Raw genomic sequence first — 24,833 nt, forward strand, 5'->3', positions numbered from 1 at the left:
CCTTTATCGATTGCGTGTCGTCGTCGGAACAGGGCTCAGGGCGCCGGCTTGGCGGGGAGGGCCGCGACCGATGCGGCGCAGCCGTATAATGTCCTGCCCTGAAATACCAGCTTTGCGGCGAGATCGTAACGCTTCGCGGATGCGCCGTCGACGCAGGTCTCTTTGGTGACTGTCAGCGTGTAGTGCTGCGGCGGGTGAGTGATGGTCCATGTGGCGCTGTCTTCAGTCATCGCCATCGGGCCGGGGTTTACGGTGATGACGTCGTTCTTGCCTGCGCGGCTGAAGGTGATCTGACCCTCGCGGATGCTGAGCGCCCAGTAGGGGCCGGTACCCAGCACGTTGACCTCGCCCCATATTTCCTTGGGGGCCGTAATGTCAGCAGGCACGGTTCCCGTCGTCTTCACGTCTTCCTGTTTGGCAATGGCCTCCTCGGCCCGCGCTTCCGTCCATGCCAGCCCCGAGAGGGCGATAAGATTGGCCAGAAGCAGGGGGCGGAGGCCTTTGATCATTCGCGTTTGCCCTCGACCGCGCTTTCGAACCAGGCGACGAGCAGCTTGCGCTCATCCGGCGTGATGTCGGTGATGTTGCCCGGCGGCATGGCGTGGCTGCGGCCGGCCTGGATGTAGATCTCGCGGGCGTGCGCGGCTATCTCGGCGTCGTTTTCGAGGATCACGTTTTTCGGCGGCCGCGCCAGGCCTTCATAGACCGGCTCGGCGGCATGGCACATGGAACAGCGGGTGCCAACAAGCTGCTTGACGGCGGGGAAGTGCGGATCGCCGGCGAACTTCTGGAAGGCCGGGGCGACCGTCTCGGCGGCCGCGTCCTTCTCGCCGGTCAGCACCTTGGGCACAGTGGACAGCCACATGATCAGGATGAACAGGATCACTGTCGCCAGCCACGTCCAGGTCGGGCGGCCCTTGCGCGCATGCGTGGTGTTGAACCAGTGGCGGATGGTGACGCCCATCAGGAAGACCAGGGCCGCGATCACCCAGTTATAGGCCGTGCCAAAGGCCAGCGGATAGTGGTTCGACAGCATGAAGAAGATGACGGGGAGTGTCAGATAGTTGTTGTGCAGCGAGCGCTGCTTGGCGATAGCCCCATATTTCGCATCCGGCGTGCGGCCGGCGATGAGATCGGCGACGACGATCTTCTGGTTGGGGATGATGATCATGAAAACGTTGGCCGACATGATCGTCGCCGTGAAGGCGCCGAGATGCAGGAAGGCGGCGCGGCCGGTGAAGAGCTGCGTATAGCCCCAGGCCATGAAGACCAGCACGGCATAGAGCACCACCATCAGGCCCCAGGTGTTCCGCCCGATCGGCGACTTGCAGAGCAGGTCGTAGACGATCCAGCCGACGGCGAGCGAGGCGAGCGAGATGGCGATCGCGACAGGGGCGCTGACATCGAGCACGTGGCGATCGATCAGGAACAGATCGGCGCCGCCGTAATAGACGATACAGAGCATCAGGAAGCCGGAGAGCCAGGTGAAATAGCTCTCGTATTTGAACCAGGTCAGGTGCTCGGGCATCTGAGCCGGCGCCACCAGATATTTCTGGATATGATAGAATCCGCCGCCATGCACCTGCCACTCCTCGCCATAGGCGCCGACCGGCAGATGCGGACGCTTCACCAGGCCGAGATCGAGCGCGATGAAATAAAAGGACGAGCCGATCCAGGCAACGGCGGTGATGACGTGGAACCAGCGGGCCGCAAAGGCCAGCCATTCCCACGCTATGGCGTATTCATACATTCAGTTCCCCTATTCTCTCCGATTCAGCAGTGTGCAGAATGTTTGGGTGGGAGAAAAGGGGGATTAGGGCAACACCGCCACGTTGTGGGGCCGGAAATCACGGCTTTCGGACGTAGAGCGGGGAATTAGGGTGTCATCGCTCCAGCCGCGTGTCGCTCTAGGTCGCCAACGGAACGCTGCGGCGCTCCCGCGTATCCTTATTTGGCAACCTTGCCCCGCTCGAGCGATTGAAGCAGTTCATCGGCGGTGTCGAAGACCTTGCCGTGACCGGCCTTGATAGCTCGGGCCTCCTCCATCGCGGCGATGGTCTTCGCGTTGGGACGGGCGAGTTCCACGGGCCACGCTTTGCCATGGGTGATCCTGGGCGCGATCTCATCGTCCATCAGCGCAGGCCCCAACGGCGCATCGCGTTGTCTTTCTCTCGCGCGACCTCTTCTGGATGCTTTCCAGCCAGCGCGTCGCTTGCCACCTGATTGATATAGTCAGGATCTCGGGTGTCGTAGCCCAGCGGGTCGGCCGTCCGGCGATGAAGCGCGGGGAGGGATTTGGGTGCGTCGTTCGGCACCGCTTCCACATCGGCTGGACTCAAGACGTCGCCGAGATTTGTCTGCAGGTTGATCGGGCGAATGCTCTGCATATCGGACGCTTCCAACATTTACGCAAATTTACATAATCCCGGCTCCGCGCGCAAATATTTCACGCCACTGCATTTGAATGCCCGCTGCAACGCAAAGCCGATCAGACCGCCGCCATTGAAATGCCAAGACTTCATTACAGTTTTACTCAAGGCCGCCGAGACGAGGGGAAACCGCATCGGCGTGGCGGCGCATTCATCGACGGAGAAGATGCTGATGCGCAGTATTCTTGTGGTTGTGATGATTGCCTTTTCGTCCTGTGTTCAAATCCCCGGCGTCCAGACCAATGGCGCCCAGGCCCATGACGCCCCATCCGGCTGGGCGTACGAGCCCTATTGTTGCAACGGCGACAACGAGACGGGCGATTGCCAGATGATCCCGCCGAAGAGCGTCGCGATCACGCCGAACGGCTATCGGGTGACGCTTCTGCCGGGGGATCACCGGCTCGTCACCCACGCCCACGTCTTCCTGCTGCCGATGGGCCGGGAGATGAAATCGGGCGACGGCGATTACCATCTCTGCCTGTTTCCCAACGAGGATACGCCGCGCTGCTTCTACGCGCCTGAAATGGGCTACTGACCGATCTCTTTGTCGCGAGCGATCTCTTCGAGGATCCAGCTGCGGAAGGCCTTGATCTTCGGGACGTTGCGGCGGTTTTCGGCGTAGACCAGCCAGTAGCCGCGATCGTCGGTGCAGGTCATCTCGAAGGGCTGGTAGAGGCGGCCCTGGGCAAGTTCGTCGCCGTAGAAGGCGGGCGTCAGGATGGCGACGCCCTGGCCGGCCATCGCCGCACTCGCTTCGAAGGTCTGCGAGCCATACTGGCTGCGCGGGCGCGATTCCAGGCCGAGATCGGTCAGGCCTGCCGCCTTAAACCAGATCTGCCACCAGGGATCGGTGGCGCCGATGATCGGCAGCTTCATCAGGTCCTCGGGCTTGTGGATGCCGCCGATGCTTTCCGCCAGCTTCGGGCTCAGCATCGGGGTGAAGTCGACATCGAGCAGCTTGTCGGCGATCAGCCCGCGCCAGTTGCCGTCGCCCGAGCGGATGGCGACGTCGACGGATTCGCGGGTGAAGTCGATCAGCGCTTCCGACGTCGATAGACGCACCGCGATCGCCGGATGCCGGAGCTGGAAGGTTCCGAGGCGACGCGCCAGCCAGTGCGAGGCGAAGGTGGCGATCGTGTTGATCAGCAGCGTCGATTCGATCTCGCCGCGCGCCTCGGCCATCGCCTCGTTCAGGAGCACGAAGGCGTCGGACACTTTGGGGAGCAGCAGTTCGCCGGTGTCGGTCAGGCTGATCTGGCGCGGGCGGCGCAAAAACAGCGGCTCGCCGATATTCTCCTCCAGCAGTTTCACCTGGTAGCTGACGGCCGTCTGCGTCATGCCGAGCTCGTCGCCGGCCTTGGTGAAGCTGCCCAGCCTTGCCACGGCCTCGAAGACGCGCAGCGCATTCAGCGGAACCTGCTTGGACAGCTTCATGGATAAGTTCTCTTTATGCATGCAGACGGTTGTTCGATTGGAATTGCAGCATTAATCGGCGCAATCTGCAAGTCATCAGATCAGATTATCGAGGTGATGTCATGGCTTGCGTAACCAACGAACATATGGCCCAACACGTGGCCGAACCGACCCATATCGGGGCCTTCGAGCGGCTGGCGCATCTGTTGCGGGGGCTTGCCGTACGGCTGGCGCGGCCGGACCGGCTGGATCTCGAGGGCATGCCGGATCGCGTCAAGCGCGACCTCGGCTTCATGGACGGGCGCGATCCCTATATCGAGGATGCGCGGACACGGTAGGCGGCGATCGCGGTCAGGATTTCGGCCGCGGTCATGGCGGCGATCACTTCCGGCCGCTTGTCGCGCACCTGTTGGCCGCCGATCGGCAGCGTCAGCCGCTCCATCCATTCCTTCTCGCCACCCGCCTCGCGCTGCAGCCAGCTTGCAAAGGTGGCGCGTTTGGTGGCCGAACCGATCATGCCGGTATAGGCGAGATCGGTGCGGGCGAGCGCCTCGCGGGCGATCAGGAAATCGAGCGCGTGGTCATGGGTGAGGATGACGACGACGGCGCCCTCGCGCATCTCGTCCACCAGCGCTTCCGGCATGGCGACGAGCCGGGCGTTGATGCCTTCAGGCAGATGCGCGAGCTCCTCTTCGCGGGTCTCGATCACGGTGACGTCGAGCGGCAGCGGCGAAAGCGCTGCCGCGAGCGCGCGGCCGACATGGCCGGCGCCGAACAGCCAAACCTCCGGCCGGTGCTCCGCTTCATCGCTGCGCCGTTCCTCCAACTCACGGATCACGGCATCCGTCACGCGGCGAAACCTGAGCTGCGTGCGCCCGCCGCAGCATTGGCCGATCTCCGGGCCGAGGGGGATATCCATCACGTCGCGGCCGTCGGCGCCGTGCAGCAGTTTCCGGGCGTTGGCGATCGCCATGAACTCGAACTGGCCGCCGCCGATGGTGCCCCAGATGTTGTCGGCTGAGACGACCATGAAGGTGCCGGTCTCGCGCGGGGTGGAGCCCTGGGTGCCGGTGATGTCGATCAGGATGGTGTCGGGGTGGGTGGCGAGGAATTGGGGGAGGGTAGTCATGGGGATGCGCCGTGCTTTTGCTGGCGACGTTGCGCTTGCCGCGCCCCCTCATCTGCCTGCCAGCATCTTCTCCCCGTTGGGGAGAAGAGACTTGTGGCCAGCGCTCGTGCCTCTTGCTCCCTCTTCTCCCCAACGGGGAGAAGGTGGCCCGAAGGGTCGGATGAGGGGGTGTGGTTTGAAGGTGAGGTCAACGGCGCACCTCCGACGGAACGATCGCATCGGATGATGGCGAACGGGCGAGGTCGCGCCAGCCGCGTCCCCCTCATCTGCCTGCCGGCATCTTCTCCCCGTGGGGGAGAAGAGACTCGTGGCGGCCGATCTTGCGCCTCGTTATCACCACGGAACGTGGCCACGGGGGGTGCCTCTTGCTTCTTCTTCTCCCCAACGGGGAGAAGGTGGCCCGAAGGGTCGGATGAGGGGGCGTGGTTCGAACGAGAGGTCAACGGCGCACCTCCGGCGGAACGATCGCAGGATAGAACCGCAATACCTCATCGCGCGCGAAGATGCGTCCTTCCACGGCAGCCAAAATCGTCTCCAGCACCGCGTGCCGGTCCCGCGTAATTTCGTGATTCCAGAACCGCAAGACCGAATAGCCGTTGGCATTCAGCCAGTCTGTTCGCTTGTTATCTTTCTCACTATCGGCATGCTGGAAGCCATCAATTTCGACGATCAAGCGCACGCGCCTGCAGAGAAAGTCCGCAATGTAGGGCCCAATGGGAACCTGCCGCACGAATTTATACCCATTTAGCTCGCGGTTGCGCAGGTCGCGCCAAAGCTGATGTTCCTCATCCGTCTCATCATGCCGTAAGCGGCGCGCCTGGGTTGTCTTGCCCGGCCTGCGCTTGGTGATGACGGGACGAGGCGGCGGCACGCGGCACCTCAGCTTTCTCGCGCCAAACGGTTCATTCATCCCACCGCCTTCATCCGCTCGACCGCCATCAACACCCGCTCCGGCGTCGCCGGCGCGTCGAGCCTCGGGCAGACCTTGTAATCCGCCACGCTCGCCACTGCCATCGACAGTGCCTCCAGCACCGAGATCGCCAACATGAACGGCGGTTCGCCGACGGCCTTGGAGCGGCCGATGGTTTGTTCGGCGTTTTCGGACCATTCGGCCAGCTTGACGTTGAAGATCTTCGGGCGGTCGGAGGCGAGAGGGATCTTGTAGGTGGAGGGGGCGTGGGTGCGCAGGCGCCCCTTGGCGTCCCACCAGAGTTCTTCCGTCGTCAGCCAGCCCATGCCCTGCACGAAGGCGCCCTCGACCTGGCCGATGTCGATGGCCGGGTTCAGCGAGCGGCCGACGTCGTGGAGGATATCGGTGCGGTCGATGAGGTATTCGCCGGTCAGTGTGTCGATCGAGACCTCGGTGCAGGAGGCGCCGTAGGAGTAGTAATAGAAGGGCGTGCCCTTTCCGGCTGCGCGGTCCCAGTGGATCTTCGGGGTCTTGTAGAAGCCGGCGGCCGATAGCTGCACACGGGCGAAATAGGCCTGCCTTATGAAGTCGGGGAAGGGGATCTCCTGGTTGCCGACGCGCACCCGGTTGGGCAGGAAGGCGATCTCGGAGACCGGGACGTCCCATTTCTCGGCGGCGAAGGCGACGAGGCGTTCCTTGATCTGGCGGGCGGCATCATAGGCTGCCATGCCGTTGAGATCGGTGCCGGAGGAGGCGGCCGTGGCCGAGGTGTTGGGCACCTTGCCCGTGGTCGTCGCGGTGATCTTTACATGTTCGATATCGATTTGGAAGCTGTCGGCCAGAACCTGCGCCACCTTCGTATAAAGGCCCTGGCCCATCTCGGTGCCGCCGTGGTTCAGGTGGATCGAGCCGTCCTGGTAGACATGAACGAGAGCGCCGGCCTGGTTGAAGGCGGTCAGCGTAAACGAGATGCCGAATTTTACCGGCGTCAGCGCGATGCCCTTTTTGATGTAGCGGCTGTCGCGGTTGAACTCGATGATCTCTCGGCGCCGCGCCTGGTAGTCGGCGCTCTCCTCAAGTTCGCCGACGATCCGCTCCAGAATGCTGTCTTCGACCTCCTGGTGATAGGGCGTCAGTGTGCGGCCGGAGCCGGGCTGGCCGTAGAAATTCAGCTTGCGGACCTCAAGCGGGTCCTTGCCGACGGCATAGGCGATCTCCTCGATGAAGCGCTCGGCGCCCAGCATGCCCTGCGGCCCACCAAAGCCGCGAAAGGCGGTGTTGGAGACGGTGTGTGTCTTCAGCGGTTTCGAGGTCAGGTGCACATGCGGATAGAAATAGCTCGAGTCGGCATGAAACAGCGCGCGGTCGGTGACCGGGCCCGACAGGTCCGACGAGAAGCCGCAGCGGGCGGCATAGGTGGAGTCAACCGCGTGGATGCGGCCTTCCTCGTCGAAGCCGAGTTCGTAATCGACCATGAAGTCGTGGCGCTTGCCGGTTGCGGCCATGTCCTCGTCGCGGTCGGGGCGGAACTTGATTGATCGTTTCAGCTTCTTGGCGGCGATGGCGGCCAGCGCCGCAAACTGGTTGCCCTGCGTTTCCTTGCCGCCGAAGCCGCCGCCCATGCGGCGCACGTTCACAGTCACGGCGTTGGAGGGAATGTTCAGCACATGGCCGACGATATGCTGGATCTCGCTCGGATGCTGCGTCGAGGACCAGACCGCGACCTCGTCGTCTTCGCCGGGAATGGCCATGGCGATCTGGCCTTCGAGATAGAAATGCTCCTGGCCGCCGATCCGCATCTGGCCCTTCAGCCGGCGGGCGGCATTCCCCATCTCACTCTTCGCCTCGCCGCGGCTCAGCGTCATCGGGCTGGTGACCAGCGCACCACCGTTTTCAAGCGCGCCGTCGATGTCGCTCCAGTGGGCGAGATCGCGATACTCGATCTTCGCCTTGCGGGCAGCACGGCGCGCGATGTCGCGGGTCTCGGCGATCACGGCAAAGATCGGCTGCTGATGGAACTCGACCTTGGTTTCGGCCAGCAACGGTTCGTCGTGGCTGCCGTTGGAGCTGACGTCGTTGACCCCCGGCACGTCCTTGCCGGTGAAGACCCAGACGACGCCGGGGGTGGCAGCGACCTCGGAGAGGTCCATGTTGACGATCTCGGCATGCGCCCGGTCCGACAGGCCGAGCGCGCCGTGCAGCAGGCCTGCGGGCTCCGGAAGGTCGTCGATGTAATCGGCCGTGCCGGTGACGTGCTTGTGGGCGCTGTCATGGCGGCGCGAGGCGTGCATCGGGCCTGAGATGATGAAGGCGGGATCGGGGAAGGCAGACTTGTCCATCAGGGGTTGCCTCCTGTGGTGGGTGTTTGGGGATGGGTGATTATTGAGGGCGTGCCGCGTGGCCCCCTCATCCGACCCTTCGGGCCACCGACCGGGGTCGAGCCACTGGTCTCGACCCGTCCTTCGGACCCCCGTTGGGGAGAAGAGACTCGGAGCCGGCCGCTCGCTCCATCTTCCCTTCGCCCCATAGGGGAGAAGGTGGCCCGAAGGGTCGGATGAGGGGGCTTCACGGCACAACGCTGCATATCAGCAATCATCACGCCACCTCCTCGAAACGCCGCAGCTCGGTCGGGGCACCCGTCGTCTCCAGATAAAACCGCGTCAGCAAATTCTTCGCCGTCAGCTGCCGATACGCAGCCGTCGCGCGCCAATCCGAAAGCGGCTGGAAATCGCTGTCGAAGGCGTCTCTCACCGCCTCGATCGTCTCTTCATTCCACGGCCGGCCGATGAGTTCGTTTTCGACGGCGCGGGCGCGCTTGGGCGTGCCGGCCATGCCGCCGAAGGCTATTCTCACGTCGTTGACGTCGCCCTGTTCATCCAGCGTCAGATAGAAGGCGCCGAGCACGGCGGTGATGTCCTCGTCGCGGCGCTTGGTGATCTTGTAGACGGCGAAATGCGTGTCCTCGGCGGGGTAGGGCACGAAAAGGCTTTCGACGAACTCGCCGGGGCGGCGGTCCTGCTTGCCGTAGTCGATGAAATAATCCTCCAGCCGCAGCATGCGCGTGCCCTCCGTCGAGCGCAGCTTGACGGTGGCGCCGAGCGCGATCAGCGGCGGCGGGCTGTCGCCGATCGGCGAGCCGTTGGCGATGTTGCCGCCGATCGTACCCATGTTGCGCACCTGCTCGCCGCCGATGCGGGTGATCAGCCGGCCAAGCGTCGGGACCTTGCTGGCGATGGTCTCCAAGGCGCGGGTATAGGTCACGCCGGCGCCGATGGTGATGCCGCCTTCGCCTGACGTAATCGTCTGCAATTCCTGGAGATGGTTGATGAAGACCACGGGGTTCAGCGCCCGCATCTGCTTGGTCACCCAAAGCCCGACATCGGTCGAGCCGGCGACGATGGTCGCCTTCGGCTCGTCGGCCAGAATGCGCGCCAGCGCTTCCAGCGAGCCCGGCACCAGCAGGCGGTCCTCGCCCGAGGTGATCGAGATGGTGCCCGATCCCTGCATCGCCCACAGTCTTGCGACGATGTCGGAGCGGGTGCGCTCCAGCGGGTCGAACAACGCGCTCGGCCGCGTCCTCGCCACCTGCTCTGCGGCCTTGACGATCGGCTCGTAGCCGGTGCAGCGACAGAGATTGCCCTGCAGCGCCTTTTCGATCTCGGCGCGATCGGGATTGCTGTTTGAGAGCCACAATCCGTACATCGACATCACGAACCCTGGGGTGCAGAAGCCGCATTGCGAGCCGTGACAGTCGACCATCGCCTGCTGCACCGGATGCAGCGTGCCGTCTTTCGCGGCCAGATGCTCGACAGTGACGACATGGGTGGCGTTCAGCGAGCCGATGAAGCGGATGCAGGCATTGACGGATTCATAGTGCAACTTGCCGTCGATCAGCCGGCCGACCAGAACGGTACAGGCGCCGCAGTCGCCCTCGGCGCATCCCTCCTTCGTGCCCGTCAGCCGGCGCTTCAGCCGCAGGAAATCGAGCAGCGTCTCGGTAGGCTTGACGTCTCTCAGCGTGACGTCTTCCCCATTCAGGATAAAGCGGATGCTGTCGTTCATGTCGTTCCCGATTTTTCTCTTTATTTTAGATGGTTATGCCGCCGTCCAGCCCCCGTCAATCGAGATGTGGGTGCCTGTCACCTGGCGGGCCTCGTCGCTGGCGAGGTAAAGCGCCAACGCGCCAATCTCCTCCGCCTTGACGAATTCATGCGTCGGCTGCGCCTTCAAGATCACCTCGGTCTTGACCTGTTCCTCAGTCATTCCGCGCGCCTTGGCGGTATCCGGGATCTGCTTTTCCACCAGCGGGGTTAGCACGTATCCCGGGCAAATGGCGTTGACGGTCACGCCCGTTTCGGCAAGCTCGAGTGCGGCCGTCTTCGTCAGGCCGAGTATACCATGCTTTGCCGCGACGTAGGCGGATTTGAACGGGGAAGCGACGAGGGCGTGGGCGGAGGCGATATTGATGATGCGCCCGTGCTTCTTCTCCTTCATCAGCGGGATCGCCGCGCGCATCGTGTGAAACGCGCTGGAGAGGTTGATCGCGATGATCTGATCCCACTTGTCGATCGGGAAATCCTCGATCTTCTCGACATGCTGGATGCCGGCATTGTTGACGAGCACGTCGACGCCGCCGAAGGTCTTGGCGGCGGTGGCGATGAGGTCGGCGATCTCGTCCGGCTTGGTCATGTCGGCTGGGTGATGGATGACGCCGGCTTTCGAGAGTGATTCAAGCCGTTCGGTTATGCCCTTGATTTCCTCGGGCTTTCCGAAGCCGTTGAGGACGATGTTGTCACCCTTGCCGGCGAATGCGGTGGCGATCGCCAGGCCGATGCCGCTGGTGGATCCGGTGACGACGACTGTTCTGGCCATGAGGTTCTCCGATTTGTCCTTCGACGCGGTTGTGTGGAGCGTAGTCCGGAATCGGTTGGGCTGGCAATTGGGGGACGGTGTTGTGGGGAGGCATCGGTGTCGGGAGAGCCATTCCCGTAGTGCGGATGGGACGTGCTTAGATCCTCGGCACGAGGCCGAGGATGACGCCGAGATTTTTGTAACCGATTGAACACTAAGCGAATTCCCGCCCGCAACGTCATCCTCGGGCTCGTCCCGAGGATCTAAGCACGCCGCCCGGACTGCAACGGTGATGGCATGCTGAAGCTCGCAACACCCAAAGCCGACCGCCCAATAAATTTCACTTTAATTTCTTTTCACATTCGTTTGCCTGCATTATTCATTCAATCCGAAGCAGTTCATGGGAGGATGACAATGGCGGGGTATGTACTGGCGATCGATCAGGGGACGACGTCGACGCGGGCGATCGTGTTCGATGGCGAGATGAAGATCGCCGGCGCGGGCCAGAAGGAATTCAAGCAGATCTATCCGCAATCCGGCTGGGTCGAGCATGATCCGGAGGAGATCTGGGATTCCGTCGTTTCGACCATCAAGATGGCGATCCGCGAGGCGAAGATCAGCGCCAAGGATATCGCAGCACTCGGGATCACCAACCAGCGCGAGACCGTCGTCGTCTGGGAGCGCGAGAGCGGCAAGCCTATTCATAACGCCATCGTCTGGCAGGACCGCCGCACCGCGAGCTATTGCGACAAGCTGAAGAAGCAGGATCTGGAAAAGACCTTCACGAAGAAGACCGGGCTGCTGCTCGACCCCTATTTCTCCGGCACCAAGCTTTCCTGGATGCTCGCCAACGTGAAGGGGGCGAGGGCGCGGGCCGCCAAGGGCGAGCTCTGCTTCGGCACGATCGACACGTTTCTGATCTGGCGGCTCACCGGCGGCAAGAGCTTCGTCACCGACGCCACCAATGCGTCGCGGACGCTGATGTACAACATCGCCAGCAACGAATGGGACAAGGACCTGCTGGAGATCCTGCGCGTTCCCTCGGCCATGCTGCCTGAGGTGAACGATTGCGCGGCCGATTTCGGCGTTACCGAGCCTCACATCTTCGGCGCCGCGATCCCGATTTTAGGCGTTGCCGGCGACCAGCATGCGGCGACGATCGGTCAGGCCTGTTTCGAGCCGGGCATGATGAAATCCACCTACGGCACCGGCTGCTTTGCCGTGCTCAACACCGGCGCCGACATGGTGCGCTCGAAGAACCGGCTCCTAACGACTATCGCCTACCGGCTGGACGGCGAGACGACCTATGCGCTTGAAGGTTCGATCTTCATCGCAGGCGCCGCCGTGCAGTGGCTGCGCGACGGGCTCGGGATCATCGACAGTGCCTCGAAGACCGGCGAACTGGCCGATGCCGCCGATCCCTCGCAGGAGGTCTATCTGGTGCCCGCCTTCACCGGGCTCGGCGCGCCGCACTGGGATGCGAACGCCCGCGGCGCGATCTTCGGCCTGACGCGCAACAGTGGGCCGAAGGAATTTGCGCGCGCGGCGCTCGAGGCCGTCTGCTACCAGTCGCGCGACCTGCTCGACGCCATGCATAAGGACTGGAAGGGCGGCGTCGACGAGACGGTGCTGCGCGTCGACGGCGGCATGGTGGCCTCCGACTGGACGATGCAGCGGCTGGCCGACATTCTCGACGCGCCCGTCGACCGCCCCGTGATCCTCGAGACCACGGCGCTGGGTGCTGCCTGGCTCGCCGGCAGCCGAGCGGGTGTGTGGCCCGACAAGGCGGCTTTCGCCAAGAACTGGAAGCGCAACAACCGCTTCGAGCCCGATATGGACGAGAAGACGCGTGCGGCCAAGCTCAAGGGCTGGCGGAGTGCAGTGAAGCGGACGTTGAGCGAGGGGTGACGCGGACGCGCTGGCGGTGTCTTTGACGCCTTCGCCGATCGTTCTACAATGCCTGCCAATCTTGACATGTGGAGGAGCGGGCATGGTGTCGATGACGGTCGAGCTGCGCAATGTCGCGGGAACCCAGGCGGCGATGGGATGGGCCGGTGGCCATACCATCGTCGTCGACAGGCCGCAGGGCAAGGCGGGCGGGCAGGGGCTCGGCTTCAACGGCGCGCAGTTGCTGGCGCTGGCGCTCGGCGGCTGCTTCTGCAACGACCTGCGCTATGTTGCCGAAGAGATGGGGTGCGAGCTCGGCAGCATCGCGGTGTCTGTCACCGTGGAGCTCGATGGCAGCCCGCTGGTGACGACCGCCGCGCATATGCAGGTCGCCTGCGAGATGGCCGACGGCTCCAGCGCCGACGCGGTGATCGAGAAGGCAAGGGCTAGCTGCATGGTCAGCAATTCACTTCAGCGCGGCGTTGCCGTCTCGATCGAGGCGGTGCGCTAGAGCCTTTCCTGGTTAGATTGAAGCATTCTGTTGGCTCAAACGGAGTCGGATGGTCGACTGGCCGGCGCGCGTCGTAGCCAACGCATACGGCCAAGCCGGCCGGTCGATCAGGCGGCCCGTTTCAGCCAACCCCCGCTGGTTTGCTTCGCAAACCGGCTAGGGGCCGGGCATCTTTCCGCCAGGATCAAAGGCGATCGGCTCGACCGTACCTAGGGTATGCCCTTCGCCAATCGCCTTTGCCCTGACGAAAACCTGCTCCGGCAGAATGCTTCAAGCTAACCAGGAAAGGCTCTAGGTTTTACGTCGCAACCACCTGCCGCTGGCGCCTTGCCGGCGGGGCGTAGAGCCAGCCGGCGCCGCCTCGGTCGGCCACGGCGCGGATCGCCAGCGACAGGCCGATTGCAACGACCACGACCAGCGGCGCGGTGAGATAGCCGAGTTTTCCGCTTTCGCCGATCGCGGCGGCGATGGTGGCGACCAGGAGCGAGACGATCATCACATGGGTGACATAGACGGGCAGCGTGTTGCGGCCGAAATAGGCGAATGCGTTGCGCACGCTCTCCCACCGCGACAAAAGCACCGCCGTGCCGCAGAGCCAGGCAAGGCCGGCGATGGAGGAGGCGAGCGCCCAACTGCCCTTGTCGACGGCCTGCAGCCGCCAGCGCAGCACGTATAGCGCCGAAAACAAGAGGAAGCCGCCGAGCGCCGTCAGAAACGGGCGGGCGGTGATGAGGTGCACGGCGGATCGCCCATACCAGCAGCCGAAGAGGAAGAAGACGAAATACTGCAGCACGTTACGATGGGTGAAGAGATCGATCGCCAGATGGTCTCCGAAAGTGAGGACCGAGACGATGGCGGCGATCGCGATGGTGATCGCATGCGGCGTCGATTGCAGCAGCTTGGTGGCGACCATGAAGATGGCGAGCGCCCAGATGAACCAGATGCCGGTGTTCGGCGCCCACCACATTTGCAGCAGCTGATAGGGATCGCTGCCCTCAGTGGGGACGAGCGCGTTCTGTTGCACGTAGCGGAAGAACAGCCAGCGGGCGGTGCTCCAGATGGCGAAGAGGTAGACCAGCAGCCAGATCTTGCGGCGCAGGAAATCGCTCCATGGCGCGCGCATGGCCGATGCCGCCAGGAAGCCGGAGACTGTGAAGAACAGCGGCATGCGGATCGGCGTCATGATGGCGCTGAAGCGTGCGTAGAGATCAGGCGCTATGGCGTGGAACTGGTGGTAGAGAAGGGTGTGATAGATCACCACCAGGATGATCGACATGCCCTTGGCGATATCGAGCCATTCGATACGGGTCTTCTCCTGCCGCTGCTCCAAGCGCCGTCCTCCATTTTGCATTGCAGCAAATTGAAGGGGGCATTGTGGCGAAAACGTGGGATAGCAGAAATTTATGGCCGCTATCCGCAGTTGTCTTCGGTGGGAGGCGCTCAGAACGGATTGACGTAGTTGGTGATGGCGATCTGGCGCAACAGCACCTTGCGGATGATGTGCGTCGGCGTGACGTGATCGGTGTAGATCGCCGCATCGCCGGTGCTGCCCGCCGGCAACACGTCGGCGAAGTGCTTGTCGTCGAGCCTGATGCGGACGGCAAGCGGCAGGGAGGCGATCTCCTTCGGCGCCACGGCGAGACCCGAGGTCTGCGTCTGGCCGCTCGCCACCGCCTGCAGCACGCTTTCCACCTTGCCGGGATAGACCTTGCCCGGCGCGTATTTGAAGGTGATCTCGACCGGCTGGCCGGGGGTGATGTAGCGCGCGTTGATCTGTGCGATCTCGATGCCGATGATGGTGTCCGACGTGTCGATGAAGGCCATGACGGGCGCCAGCGGCAGGCTGCTGACGCGGGCGCCCTTGCGAAGCGCGAGATTGGTGACGTAGCCGTCGGCGGGTGCCCGCACCACCGTCTTGTCGAGATTCCACTGCGCCTCGGCGATCTCGGCCTTCAGCTGGTCTGTTTGCGCCTGCGCCTGCTCCACGTCGAAGCCGCGGCCGGCGCCCGTGGTTTGCAGCCGTGTCGTCTCGGAGAGCCTCAGTGTGGCGAGCTCGAGCTGCGCCTTGAGCGCGTCGAGCTTGGCCTTATAGGGCACGGGGTCGATGCGGAAGAGCACGTCGCCCGCCTTCAGCGGCGTGTTGGGGATAACAGGGACATCGATGACCTCGCCGGCGACATTGGGGACGATCGCCACGGAATTGCGCACGACCAGTGCCGCCCCCTGCGGCGCACCCCAGCCCATCGGGATGAACAGGCCGATCAGGAGAAGCAGGAAGACCAGTGCCGGCGAGACCTTCCAGAACAGGTTGAAGGGCACGATCTTCAGCTTCACCAGCAGGAAGAGGATGACCAGGTAGACGTTGAGGAGAACGACGATCATCGGTTCTTCTCCGCATCAGGCACGCGTGGGACGTCGACATAGGCCCAGATCACGACCAGCGGCCAGAAGGCGAAGCCGAGCAGCAGCGTCACCCAGCCGCCGACGCTGACGGCCTGAGCCCAGGGATGATTGCGCCTGCGGGCGATCATGCCGGGCAGCATCGCCAGGAAGAGGATAACCGCAAGCGTGCTGGCCGCCAGCACGATCAGCACGATCCACGCGAAAATATCGACGGCGCTCATGCGGGGTCTCCCTGCCGGTCAAGATCGACGGCAGCAGACCATGCGGCGGCGGCGGTGCGGAAGTACGTTACCGTAAATGCAACTGTGCTGCTTCCGATCCCGGCTGACCGAGAGCCCTGACCTCAGCAATTTTTTGCTGCGTCCTGTCGGCGGGCGCGTTACTCCTTCGTCATTGAGGAAGAGGAGTATGAGATGCTGTATGCGATCCTTTGCTATGCCGATGAAGAGCGGGTTTTCTCCTGGACCAAGGAGGAAGAGGACGCCGTGATGGCGAAGCTTTATGCGGTTCAGGCGCCCTTGGCCGAAAGCGGCAAGCTCGGGCCGGTCGGCCGGCTGATGCCGACCACGGCGGCGACCACCGTGCGTAAGGGCAAGGAAGAGCCGCTGGTGCTCGATGGTCCGTTTGCCGAGACCAAGGAAGCGCTGCTCGGTTTCTACGTGGTCGACTTCGACACGCTGGAGGAGGCCGTCGCCTTTTCCAAGGAGCTTTCGTCAGTCAATCCCGGCTCCACATCCTATGAAATCAGGCCGTTCTACGTGTTCCGGCCGGGAGAGAGTGCGACATGACAGACATTGCCTGGATCGACGTGACGCTCGCTTCTGCCCGGCCGAAGGCGCTCGGCGCGCTGCTCAGATACTTCCGCGATCTCGATATCGCGGAAGAGGCCTTCCAGGAGGCCTGCCTGCGCGCTGTCAGAACCTGGCCGGACAAGGGGCCGCCACGCGATCCGACGGCTTGGCTGATCTTCGTCGGCCGTAACAGCGGCATCGACGCGGTGCGCAAGCGCTCGAAGACCCAGGCGCTGCCGGATGAGGAGCTGATCTCCGACACGGAGGATGCCGAGAGCGATATCGCCGAGCGGCTGGATACCTCCAACTACCGCGACGACATTTTGCGTCTGCTCTTCATCTGCTGTCATCCCGATCTGCCGGCGACGCAGCAGATCGCGCTGGCGCTACGGATCGTGTCCGGCCTTTCGGTGCAGCAGATCGCCCGGGCCTTTCTGGTCGGCGAGAGTGCCATGGAACAGCGGATCACGCGGGCCAAGGCGCGTGTCGCCAAGGCCGGCGTTCCCTTCGAGACGCCGGATGCGGCGGAGCGGGCCGAGCGGCTGTCGATCGTTTCGACGATGATCTACCTCGTCTTCAACGAGGGCTACAGCCAGGCCGATCCCAAGGCGGAAGCCTGCGCTTTTTCCGACGAGGCGATCCGGCTGGCGCGGCTTTTGCTGCGCATCTTCCCCGGCGAGCCGGAGCTGATGGGGTTGCTCGCGCTGATGCTCTTGCAGATCTCACGCCGCCCGGCGCGCTTCAGCGCCGACAACGAGATCGTGCTGCTCGAGGATCAGGACCGGTCGCTCTGGAACCGCGAGCTGATCAACGAGGCGCTGGCGCTGCTCGACAAGGCGATCCGCCACCGGCAGCCGGGGAGCTATCAGTTTCAGGCGGCAATCGCCGCGCTGCATTCGCGCGCCAAGAGGGCCGAGGATACCGACTGGGAGGAGATCGAGCTGCTCTATCGTGCGCTGGAGCGCATGCAGCCATCCCCCGTCATCACGCTCAACCGTGCGGTCGCGGTCTCGAAGCTCAGGGGGCCGGGTGAGGCGCTGACGCTGGTGGAGACGCTCGGCGAAAAGCTCGACGGCTATTTCTATTATCACGGTCTGCGCGGCGGGCTGTTGAAGCAGATCGGCCGGCCGCGCGAGGCGCGCGAGGCCTTCGACCGCGCGATCGCGCTGGCGCATTCGGCACCCGAGGCCGCGCATATTCGCCGGCAGATCGACAGCCTGAAGATGGAGCCGGCGCTGCCGGCGGTGAAATAATTCCGAAAATCACCTTGCGCCTTGTCGGATCGGCGACATCTCACACGTTCTTGTAACAGACTGATCAAGAACAGGTTTCACGAAACAGGAGACAACACATGACCGCCATGAACGAGCTTATTCTCGTCCGCGAATTCGATGCGCCACGCGAAAAGATCTTCAAGGCCTGGACCGATCCCGAGCTGATGAAGGAATGGTTCGTGCCGCGTCCCTGGACAATATCGGACGCCAAGCTCGACGTGCGCGCCGGCGGCGCCAACCTCATCGTCATGCGCAGCCCCGAGGGGCAAGAGTTTCCCAATCGCGGCGTCTATCTCGAAGTGATCGAGAACGAGAAGCTGGTCTTCACCGATGCCTATACCAGCGCCTGGGTGCCATCCGAAAAGCCGTTCATGACGGCGACCGTGCTGCTCGAGGATCTCGGCAATGGCCGCACCAAATACACGGCAACGGCCGTGCACTGGACCGCCGAGGACAAGAAGACCCACGAGGAAATGGGCTTCCACGAGGGCTGGGGCAAATGCGCCGACCAGCTCGCCGAGCTTCTGGCGCGGATTTGATTTGAACAGACCGAACAAGGGGATGGGACGATGTCCGCAATCATTGATTCAAATCCGGCGCAGCCGCGTTGGCAGACCATTACAGGCCTCGTGCTGAGCTGCCTCATCGTCGCCTTCCTCGTCTTCGACGGCGCAATCAAGCTGGTGCCGATTGCGCCCGTCACCGAAACGCTGACGGCGCTCGGCTACTCCGCCGACCCGATGTTGGCGCGCAGCCTCGGCATCATCACGCTCGCCTGCGCGCTGCTATACGCCATCCCGCGCACCTCGGTGCTGGGCGCGATCCTGCTCACCGGCCTGCTCGGCGGCGCGATCGCCACGCACTTGAGGGTCGGGAGCCCGGTGTTTTCGCACCTGCTCTTCGGCGTCTATCTCGGGCTGATGGCCTGGGGTGGGCTCTATCTGCGCTACGAGGCGGTTCGCAGGATGATTCCGTTCAGGCTCTGAAGTGGTTGAAATGAGAGTCGGATTTGGTGGCGGGGGTGGGATGTCGTAACATATCCGACGAGAGGTGTTGCCATGACGGTCATCAGCAGTCGGGAATTTCACAGGAAGCGGCGATCGGACGTTTTTCGTGCCGCCGCGCAGGAGCCTCTGATAATCACCCGCAGAGGGCAGCCGGCCTATGTTCTGATGTCGGTCGAAACCTATGAGGCGACGGTCAAGGCAAAGCGGCCAAGTCTCATCGAAGCCTTCTCGGTGCCCGGAGCAGAGGATATCGAGTTCGAGATTCCGAAGTTCGACGATACCGGCATCAAGCCGGGAGAGTTTGACGTCTCGGATTGACGCGACCCCATCAACTTTATCGAACGATCCGTTCTAGAATTTGTCATTGCGCCCCACCTCGGCCATCCTTATCTGCAATCTAAAGATTTCAACGGGATGCACGCCATGGAACTCGGCCTTTATACCTTCGCAGACGTCAACCCCAATCCTTCGAGGAGCAAGGGGGTGGAAGGGGCCGAGAGGTTGAAGCATCTGATCGAGGAGATCGAGCTTGCCGATCAGGTGGGGCTCGACGTCTTCGGGTTGGGCGAGCATCACCGGCCGGATTACGCGGCGTCCGCGCCGGCCGTGGCGCTGGCGGCGGCTGCGGTGAAGACCAAGAACATCCGGCTGACGAGTGCCGTTACGGTGCTTTCCTCCGACGATCCGGTGCGGGTGTTTCAGCAGTTCTCGACGCTCGATCTTCTCTCCAACGGCCGCGCCGAGATCATGGCGGGGCGGGGGTCGTTCATCGAATCCTTCCCGCTGTTCGGCTATAATCTCGAGGATTACGACCAGCTGTTCGAGGAAAAGCTCGACCTGCTTTTGGCCCTTCGCGACAGCGAGGCGGTGACGTGGTCGGGCGAGATGCGGCCTGCGATCAACGGACGTGGTGTTTATCCTCGGCCGTTCCAGGATCCGCTGCCGGTGTGGATCGCGGTTGGCGGCACGCCGCAGTCGGTGGCGCGCGCGGGTGCGCTCGGGCTGCCGGTGGCGCTTGCCATCATCGGCGGCGAGCCGCATCGCTTTGCGCCGTTGTTCGATCTCTACCGCGAGGCCGCACGACGGGCAGGGCAGGATCAGGCCAAGCTCAAGACATCGATCAACGTGCACGGCTTCGTCGCCGACACGACGGATGCGGCGGCCGATCAGTTCTACGGGCCGCAGGCGGAGGTGATGAACCGGATCGGCCGCGAGCGCGGCTGGGGGCCGACCAGCCGCCCGCATTTCGACGCCTCGCGCGGACCGAAGGGCGCGCTCTTTGTCGGCGATCCTGAAGTGGTGGCCGAGAAGATCATCGCGCATCACAAGCTGTTCAAGAACGATCGCTTCCTGTTGCAGATGGCGATCGGCCTGATGCCGCACGACCAGATCATGCGCGGGATCGAACTCTACGGCACGAAAGTCGCGCCGATCGTCAGAAAGGCATTGACTGAGAGCGGCGAAGGGGCGAAAGCCAGCGCCTAAAGCAGGAGCTTCATGGCGTAAAGGATGAATTGGATTTCCCCCGGCGTCGTGTTCTGTTCCAGATTCGAGAGCCGGCCGACCGGCCGTAACCTTAGGGCCGGAAACGGAATTTCATGATTATCGAGACTGAAGACGAACTCCTGAAGCTCAAAGAGATCGGTCGCATCTGCGCCAACGCGATCCAGATCATGGCGTCGTCCATGGAGCCCGGGATCACCACGCAGGAGCTCGACGATATCGGCCGCAAGGTGCTCGAAAGTGCCGGCGCGCGCTCGGCGCCGGAGTTCTGCTACCAGTTTCCGGGTGCCACCTGCATCAGCGTCAACGAGGAGATCGCGCACGGCATTCCCGGTTCGCGCATCATCCGTCCTGGTGATCTCGTCAATATCGACGTTTCGGCCGAAAAGGACGGTTTCTTCTCCGATACCGGCGCCTCCTTCGTCGTGCCGCCGTCGAAATCGAAGCTCGACAAGCTCTGCCGTGACGGCAAGCGGGCGCTTTGGGTCGGTCTCAACCAGGTGAAGTCGGGCGAGCCTCTCGCCAAGATCGGCCAGGCGATCGGCGCGTTCGCGGCCAAGAACCGCTATACGCTGGTGGCGAACCTTGCCAGCCACGGTGTCGGCCGCTCGCTGCACGAGGAGCCGGGCGAACTTTCGACATGGCCGGATCCTTCCGAGAAGCGGATCATGACGGATGGGCTGGTTTTCACCGTCGAGCCCTTCCTGTCGCTCGGCGCCACATGGGCCGAGGGTGGCGACGACGCCTGGACGCTCTATGCCGATCCGCAGGCGCCGACGGTGCAATACGAACACACCGTGGTCGCGACCCGCAACGGGCCGATGATCCTGACGCTGCCGGATGGGCAGACGTAAGATCGGCTTCGGCGATCTGTCTTACGATATAACGGCCCCATAATGCGAGACGCCCTGCCGTGAGAGCAGGGCGTTTCCGTTTGGCTCTGTGAAGCCGGTCGTGCTTAGTCTTGCTTGGGCTGCTGCAGGATCTCGGCGGCCGCGCGTTCTAGAATGCCGGCGATGCGCTTGGCTTCGTCCTTCGACCATGGATAGCGCAGCTTCAGCGCCGATTTCAAAAGCATGCGGGCGGCGACGACTTCGCTCTTGTCTTCGGGGAAGGCTTCTTCCTCGCGTTCCCTGCCATAGCTTTCCGGGCCACGGCTTTCCGGATCGAAGATGCGACGCACATGCGCCATCTTCTCGCCGATGCGCTGCAGCTTTCCAAGCGTCATTTCGATCATGGAACTGTTCTCCTCGACCTGTTTGCGGCCGCTTTCGGTGATGCGGTAGAGCTTCTTCGTGCCCTCCGCCTCGACTTCGGCAAGGCCGGTTTCTTCCAGATAGGTTAGCGCCGGATAAATGACGCCGGGGCTCGGGACATAAAAGCCGCCGGAGCGCTCTTCCAAGAGCTTGATCAGCTCGTAGCCATGGCGCGGCTGTTCGGCCAAGAGCGCTAGGATCACCAGCTGCAGGTCGCCTGCCGCGAACTTCCGCCCCATGCGAAAGCCGCCGCCACCCATCATTCCACCTCTAAAACCTCTCATCGATCACTCCTTATGATGTATCGTTGATTATGTCGTAAAACATATATCGTAAGATATGGCGTTTCAAGGGCGGGCCGAAAATTTCCGGAATTGATGGGTTCATCAGAAAATCTTGATTGCGGCTCGCAGTGTGCAGCGCGATAAGCGAGCCATGTTGGCTCGCAATGAACTCCCCCACGCCCCCCTGTTTCGCACGGCATTGGCCGGAATGATCGCCATGGCGGCGGCCATGGGCTTCGGGCGGTTTTCGTATACGCCGATCCTGCCTGGGATGATGAGCGGCGTGCCGCTGTCGGCCGCCGATGCCGGCTTCGTCGCGTCCGCCAATTTCGTCGGCTATCTCGTGGGCGCGGTTCTCGCCGCCTATGGCTGGGCGGCGGGGCGGGAGCGCAAGGTGGCGCTGTCGGCACTTCTCGCCAACGCCATCCTGCTCGCCGCGATGGCGATGACCCATTCCGTCATGCTCTTTGCCATCATCCGCTTTCTCGCAGGTCTCGCCAGCGCGTTTGCGATGATCTTCACCTCGTCGATCGTGCTCAGCCACGGCGCTGCCGCGGGCAATGACCATGTGCAGTCGGCGCATTTCGGCGGGCCGGGGGCGGGGATCGCCTTGTCGTCGGTGATGGTCTTCGTCATCGGGCTCGTCGCGCATGGCGGCCCGGATGCCTGGCGGATCGACTGGATCGGCGGGGCGATCTATTCGGCGATCAGCCTCGTGCTCGTCTGGCTGCTCCTGCCTTCGGGTCCCGTCGTCAGCGGGCAAACCGGCAAGGAGCCGCCGATCACATGGAGCCGGCCGATGCTCTTGGTCACGCTCTCCTATGGCCTGTTCGGCTTCGGCTATGTCATCACCGCCACCTTCCTCGTCACCATCGCCCGCATGGCTGCCTCAGGTGCTGTCGTCGAATTCCTCTGCTGGTTCATCGCGGGATTGACGTCTGCCGTCGCGCTGTTTGCGTGGAAGCCGCTGGTGCGGCCGCTCGGGCTCGGCTGGATTTATGTCGCGGCCCTTCTGGTCGAGGCGCTTGGCGTCCTCGCGACCGTGATGCTGCCGCCATCGGTGGCGCCGCTGATCGGCGGGGCGCTGTTCGGCGCGACCTTCCTTGCGATTACCGCCTACGGGCTGCAGATCGGCCGCAAGCTGGTGCCTGCAAGCCCACGCCGGGCGTTCGCGACGATGACGGCGGCCTTCGGTCTTGGTCAGATCGTCGGCCCGATCGTCGCCGGCGCGCTTGCCGAGCGCACGGGAAGCTTCGTCGCGCCCACCTATGTGGCGGCCGTAGCGCTCGTCGTCTGCGCCGCCATGGTCATGCCTGTGATCAAGAAGCTCTCCTAAGCGGTTACAATTGCGTAACAATGGCGTCAGGCCATTGCCGCTTTCCGCGAACTGCCTTAATTTCCGGCGCAATCGCTCTTATAGAGCTTGCGAAGACACTCGTTCAGGAAAGCAATCCCACCCGTGTTTCTATCCTACTTCCCGAAGCCGAAACTCTTCTTCACATCGGCCGTCGTCTGGGCGCTCATCGGCGTCCTCCTTTGGTATTTCGGAGGCTCGAGCCTCGGCGCCGCGATCGGCCTGCCGCCACTGGCCGCCGGTCAGGAAGCGCCGATCGGCGTTTCCGTGTTCTGGTCGACACCGTTCCTGTGGTTCTACATCTACTACGTGGTCTTCGTCGCCATCTTCGCGGGCTTCTGGTTCACCTATAGCCCGCATCGCTGGCAGATGTGGTCGGTGCTCGGCTCGGCGCTGATCATCTTCAACACCTATTTCTCGGTGCAGGTGAGCGTCGCCATCAATGCCTGGTACGGTCCGTTCTACGACCTGATCCAGCAGGCGCTGGCAAAGACGGCGCCCGTCACCGCCTCGCAGCTCTATCTCGGCATGTTGGGCTTTGCCGGCATCGCCTTCGTGGCGATCACCGTCGGCGTGCTCAACCTGTTCTTCGTCAGCCACTGGATCTTCCGCTGGCGCACGGCGATGAACGAATACTACATGGCGCACTGGCCGAAGCTGCGCCACATCGAAGGCGCCTCGCAGCGTGTGCAGGAAGACACGATGCGCTTTTCGTCGACGGTCGAAAGCCTCGGCGTCAGCCTGGTCAGCTCCGTCATGACGCTGATCGCCTTCCTGCCGGTTCTCTTCAAGATCGGCGCCAGCATCACCGAACTGCCGCTGATCGGCGACGTCCCGCATGCACTCGTCTGGGCGGCGATCTTCTGGTCGGTGTTCGGCACGGTGTTCCTCGGCCTCGTCGGCATCAAGCTGCCCGGCCTCGAATTCCGCAACCAGCGCGTCGAAGCGTCCTACCGCAAGGAACTCGTCTACGGCGAGGACCATGCCGACCGCGCCACGCCGCCGACAGTGGCCGAGCTCTTCGCCAATGTGCGCCGCAACTATTTCCGGCTTTATTTCCACTACATGTACTTCAACGTCGCCCGCATCTTCTACCTGCAGGCCGACAACCTGTTCAGCCTGATCGTGCTGGTCCCGTCGATCGTCGCCGGCAAGCTGACGCTTGGCCTGCTCACGCAGATCAACAACGTCTTCGACCAGGTGCGCGGCTCGTTCCAGTATCTCGTCAATTCGTGGACGACGATCGTCGAGCTGCTCTCCATCTACAAGCGCCTGCGCACCTTCGAATCCGCCATCGACGGCGAGCCGCTGCCCGATATCGACCAGCGCTATCTGGAGCGTGAGCAGGGGATTATTCACGCCGACGGCTAGTTTGGTGTGAGGTTGGGTTTGGGAGACGCCGCGTGTCTTGGATGCGCGGCGTTTTTTGTTTTTGTGGGGGAGGCCACGGTTTGCCTTGTGCCCGGGATACCCCCCTCTGCCCTGCCGGGCATCTCCCCCACAGGTGGGGAGATTGGCTGGGCTTACCCGCTCGCTCCAGCCTCCACGTTTGACTACGGAGCAGGCCACGAGTCGATCTCCCCCCTTGTGGGGGAGATGTCCGGCAGGACAGAGGGGGGTATCACACGGCACAACGCCAACCGTCATGTAACACCCCACGCAATCCCGCCCACCACGCACACCAAAACCGCGCGCGAAGCAAAACCTCGCGACGGTCGGCGTCATAAAGCGGGAAGGGCAGGCGGTTTGGTATCGGTGGTATTGGTTGTCAGGCTGTCCGCCTGCCCGATCACCTCGGTTTCCGGTTCGCCCGACCCGACAGGAGCGTCTC

The 24,833-nt window shown here is 63.1% G+C and carries 27 protein-coding genes; 13 read left to right on the forward strand and 14 right to left on the reverse strand.

Annotation, left to right across the window (positions count from 1 at the left end):
* Nucleotides 1-35 precede the first annotated feature (35 nt).
* The 4 genes from ACCD05_RS26955 to ACCD05_RS26970 form a co-directional block, all read right to left on the reverse strand.
* Nucleotides 36-509, reverse strand: a complete 474-nt coding sequence (locus tag ACCD05_RS26955; protein ID WP_413396602.1) for a hypothetical protein — start codon at nucleotides 507-509, stop codon at nucleotides 36-38.
* Nucleotides 506-1,750: a urate hydroxylase PuuD gene (gene puuD / locus ACCD05_RS26960; protein WP_413396604.1), complete on the reverse strand. Its 1,245-nt coding sequence runs from the start codon at nucleotides 1,748-1,750 to the stop codon at nucleotides 506-508. The genes ACCD05_RS26955 and puuD overlap by 4 nt, the downstream gene beginning before the upstream one ends.
* 197 nt (nucleotides 1,751-1,947) lie before the next feature.
* Nucleotides 1,948-2,133 carry a hypothetical protein gene (locus tag ACCD05_RS26965; protein ID WP_413396606.1) on the reverse strand — a complete coding sequence of 62 codons (186 nt, stop codon included), beginning with the start codon at nucleotides 2,131-2,133 and terminating at the stop codon, nucleotides 1,948-1,950.
* A complete protein-coding gene (locus tag ACCD05_RS26970) occupies nucleotides 2,133-2,387 on the reverse strand; it encodes a hypothetical protein (protein ID WP_413396608.1) in 255 nt (84 codons plus the stop codon). Before ACCD05_RS26970 ends, ACCD05_RS26965 begins: the two co-directional genes overlap by 1 nt.
* 214 nt (nucleotides 2,388-2,601) lie before the next feature.
* Between ACCD05_RS26970 and ACCD05_RS26975 the strand changes: the two genes are divergently transcribed.
* Entirely contained in the window at nucleotides 2,602-2,964 is a 363-nt protein-coding gene (locus ACCD05_RS26975; RefSeq protein WP_413396609.1) for a hypothetical protein, read from the forward strand.
* On the opposite strand, the gene ACCD05_RS26980 is transcribed toward ACCD05_RS26975, so the two are convergent.
* Nucleotides 2,958-3,863 (reverse strand): LysR substrate-binding domain-containing protein, encoded by a 906-nt coding sequence (locus tag ACCD05_RS26980; RefSeq protein WP_413396611.1) that lies wholly within the window; start codon nucleotides 3,861-3,863, stop codon nucleotides 2,958-2,960. The two genes, ACCD05_RS26975 and ACCD05_RS26980, sit on opposite strands and share 7 nt — an antisense overlap.
* A 125-nt stretch (nucleotides 3,864-3,988) precedes the next feature.
* On the opposite strand from ACCD05_RS26980, the gene ACCD05_RS26985 reads away from it, so the two are divergent.
* Nucleotides 3,989-4,180 carry a hypothetical protein gene (locus ACCD05_RS26985; protein ID WP_413396649.1) on the forward strand — a complete coding sequence of 64 codons (192 nt, stop codon included), beginning with the start codon at nucleotides 3,989-3,991 and terminating at the stop codon, nucleotides 4,178-4,180.
* Here the strand turns inward: ACCD05_RS26985 and xdhC are convergent.
* The 5 genes from xdhC to ACCD05_RS27010 form a co-directional block, all read right to left on the reverse strand.
* On the reverse strand, nucleotides 4,153-4,971 hold the full coding sequence (gene xdhC / locus ACCD05_RS26990) for a xanthine dehydrogenase accessory protein XdhC (protein WP_413396613.1): 819 nt from the start codon (nucleotides 4,969-4,971) through the stop codon (nucleotides 4,153-4,155). The two genes, ACCD05_RS26985 and xdhC, sit on opposite strands and share 28 nt — an antisense overlap.
* Nucleotides 4,972-5,410: 439 nt before the next feature.
* Nucleotides 5,411-5,953: an endonuclease domain-containing protein gene (locus ACCD05_RS26995; RefSeq protein WP_413396651.1), complete on the reverse strand. Its 543-nt coding sequence runs from the start codon at nucleotides 5,951-5,953 to the stop codon at nucleotides 5,411-5,413.
* A complete protein-coding gene (xdhB, locus tag ACCD05_RS27000) occupies nucleotides 5,878-8,220 on the reverse strand; it encodes a xanthine dehydrogenase molybdopterin binding subunit (protein ID WP_413396615.1) in 2,343 nt (780 codons plus the stop codon). Before xdhB ends, ACCD05_RS26995 begins: the two co-directional genes overlap by 76 nt.
* 256 nt (nucleotides 8,221-8,476) lie before the next feature.
* Nucleotides 8,477-9,943 (reverse strand): xanthine dehydrogenase small subunit, encoded by a 1,467-nt coding sequence (gene xdhA / locus ACCD05_RS27005; protein ID WP_413396617.1) that lies wholly within the window; start codon nucleotides 9,941-9,943, stop codon nucleotides 8,477-8,479.
* 33 nt (nucleotides 9,944-9,976) lie between these two features.
* Nucleotides 9,977-10,753 carry a 3-hydroxybutyrate dehydrogenase gene (locus ACCD05_RS27010; RefSeq protein ID WP_413396619.1) on the reverse strand — a complete coding sequence of 259 codons (777 nt, stop codon included), beginning with the start codon at nucleotides 10,751-10,753 and terminating at the stop codon, nucleotides 9,977-9,979.
* 393 nt (nucleotides 10,754-11,146) lie between these two features.
* Between ACCD05_RS27010 and glpK the strand changes: the two genes are divergently transcribed.
* Together glpK and ACCD05_RS27020 are read left to right on the forward strand one after the other, a co-directional pair.
* The gene (gene glpK, locus ACCD05_RS27015; protein ID WP_413396621.1) at nucleotides 11,147-12,640 is read left to right on the forward strand and encodes a glycerol kinase GlpK; all 1,494 of its coding nucleotides are present in this window, start codon (nucleotides 11,147-11,149) and stop codon (nucleotides 12,638-12,640) included.
* A gap of 82 nt (nucleotides 12,641-12,722) precedes the next feature.
* Nucleotides 12,723-13,130 (forward strand): OsmC family protein, encoded by a 408-nt coding sequence (locus ACCD05_RS27020; protein WP_111562943.1) that lies wholly within the window; start codon nucleotides 12,723-12,725, stop codon nucleotides 13,128-13,130.
* 298 nt (nucleotides 13,131-13,428) lie between these two features.
* Here ACCD05_RS27020 and ACCD05_RS27025 read toward each other — a convergent pair whose 3' ends face one another.
* From ACCD05_RS27025 to ACCD05_RS27035, 3 genes are all read right to left on the reverse strand, one after another.
* Complete coding sequence (locus ACCD05_RS27025; protein WP_413396623.1) at nucleotides 13,429-14,460, reverse strand: acyltransferase family protein; 1,032 nt, start codon at nucleotides 14,458-14,460, stop codon at nucleotides 13,429-13,431.
* Between the two features lie 110 nt (nucleotides 14,461-14,570).
* On the reverse strand, nucleotides 14,571-15,512 hold the full coding sequence (locus tag ACCD05_RS27030; RefSeq protein ID WP_413396625.1) for an HlyD family secretion protein: 942 nt from the start codon (nucleotides 15,510-15,512) through the stop codon (nucleotides 14,571-14,573).
* Nucleotides 15,509-15,754 (reverse strand): DUF3302 domain-containing protein, encoded by a 246-nt coding sequence (locus ACCD05_RS27035; RefSeq protein ID WP_413396627.1) that lies wholly within the window; start codon nucleotides 15,752-15,754, stop codon nucleotides 15,509-15,511. Before ACCD05_RS27035 ends, ACCD05_RS27030 begins: the two co-directional genes overlap by 4 nt.
* Nucleotides 15,755-15,946: 192 nt before the next feature.
* On the opposite strand from ACCD05_RS27035, the gene ACCD05_RS27040 reads away from it, so the two are divergent.
* The 7 genes from ACCD05_RS27040 to map all read left to right on the forward strand — a co-directional run bounded on the left by ACCD05_RS27040 (nucleotide 15,947) and on the right by map (nucleotide 20,962).
* Nucleotides 15,947-16,321: a YciI family protein gene (locus ACCD05_RS27040; protein WP_018897284.1), complete on the forward strand. Its 375-nt coding sequence runs from the start codon at nucleotides 15,947-15,949 to the stop codon at nucleotides 16,319-16,321.
* Nucleotides 16,318-17,577, forward strand: a complete 1,260-nt coding sequence (locus ACCD05_RS27045) for an RNA polymerase sigma factor (protein ID WP_413396629.1) — start codon at nucleotides 16,318-16,320, stop codon at nucleotides 17,575-17,577. Before ACCD05_RS27040 ends, ACCD05_RS27045 begins: the two co-directional genes overlap by 4 nt.
* A gap of 98 nt (nucleotides 17,578-17,675) precedes the next feature.
* A complete protein-coding gene (locus ACCD05_RS27050; RefSeq protein WP_413396631.1) occupies nucleotides 17,676-18,137 on the forward strand; it encodes an SRPBCC family protein in 462 nt (153 codons plus the stop codon).
* 30 nt (nucleotides 18,138-18,167) lie between these two features.
* On the forward strand, nucleotides 18,168-18,584 hold the full coding sequence (locus ACCD05_RS27055; protein ID WP_413396633.1) for a DoxX family protein: 417 nt from the start codon (nucleotides 18,168-18,170) through the stop codon (nucleotides 18,582-18,584).
* Nucleotides 18,585-18,656: 72 nt separating this feature from the next.
* Complete coding sequence (locus tag ACCD05_RS27060; protein ID WP_047506264.1) at nucleotides 18,657-18,923, forward strand: type II toxin-antitoxin system Phd/YefM family antitoxin; 267 nt, start codon at nucleotides 18,657-18,659, stop codon at nucleotides 18,921-18,923.
* 105 nt (nucleotides 18,924-19,028) lie between these two features.
* Nucleotides 19,029-20,090: an LLM class flavin-dependent oxidoreductase gene (locus ACCD05_RS27065; protein ID WP_413396635.1), complete on the forward strand. Its 1,062-nt coding sequence runs from the start codon at nucleotides 19,029-19,031 to the stop codon at nucleotides 20,088-20,090.
* Between the two features lie 113 nt (nucleotides 20,091-20,203).
* Nucleotides 20,204-20,962, forward strand: a complete 759-nt coding sequence (gene map, locus ACCD05_RS27070; protein ID WP_413396637.1) for a type I methionyl aminopeptidase — start codon at nucleotides 20,204-20,206, stop codon at nucleotides 20,960-20,962.
* A 104-nt stretch (nucleotides 20,963-21,066) separates the two neighbouring features.
* Here map and ACCD05_RS27075 read toward each other — a convergent pair whose 3' ends face one another.
* Nucleotides 21,067-21,648 carry a PadR family transcriptional regulator gene (locus ACCD05_RS27075; protein WP_413396639.1) on the reverse strand — a complete coding sequence of 194 codons (582 nt, stop codon included), beginning with the start codon at nucleotides 21,646-21,648 and terminating at the stop codon, nucleotides 21,067-21,069.
* Between the two features lie 151 nt (nucleotides 21,649-21,799).
* Here ACCD05_RS27075 and ACCD05_RS27080 point away from each other — a divergent pair, with 151 nt between their 5' ends.
* Nucleotides 21,800-22,984: a YbfB/YjiJ family MFS transporter gene (locus ACCD05_RS27080; protein WP_413396641.1), complete on the forward strand. Its 1,185-nt coding sequence runs from the start codon at nucleotides 21,800-21,802 to the stop codon at nucleotides 22,982-22,984.
* A 123-nt stretch (nucleotides 22,985-23,107) separates the two neighbouring features.
* Nucleotides 23,108-24,373, forward strand: coding sequence for a peptide antibiotic transporter SbmA (gene sbmA, locus ACCD05_RS27085; RefSeq protein ID WP_413396643.1), 1,266 nt, complete (start codon nucleotides 23,108-23,110; stop codon nucleotides 24,371-24,373).
* Nucleotides 24,374-24,833 lie beyond the last annotated feature (460 nt).

Source organism: Rhizobium sp. Rhizsp42 (assembly GCF_047304155.1).
GTDB lineage: Bacteria > Pseudomonadota > Alphaproteobacteria > Rhizobiales > Rhizobiaceae > Rhizobium.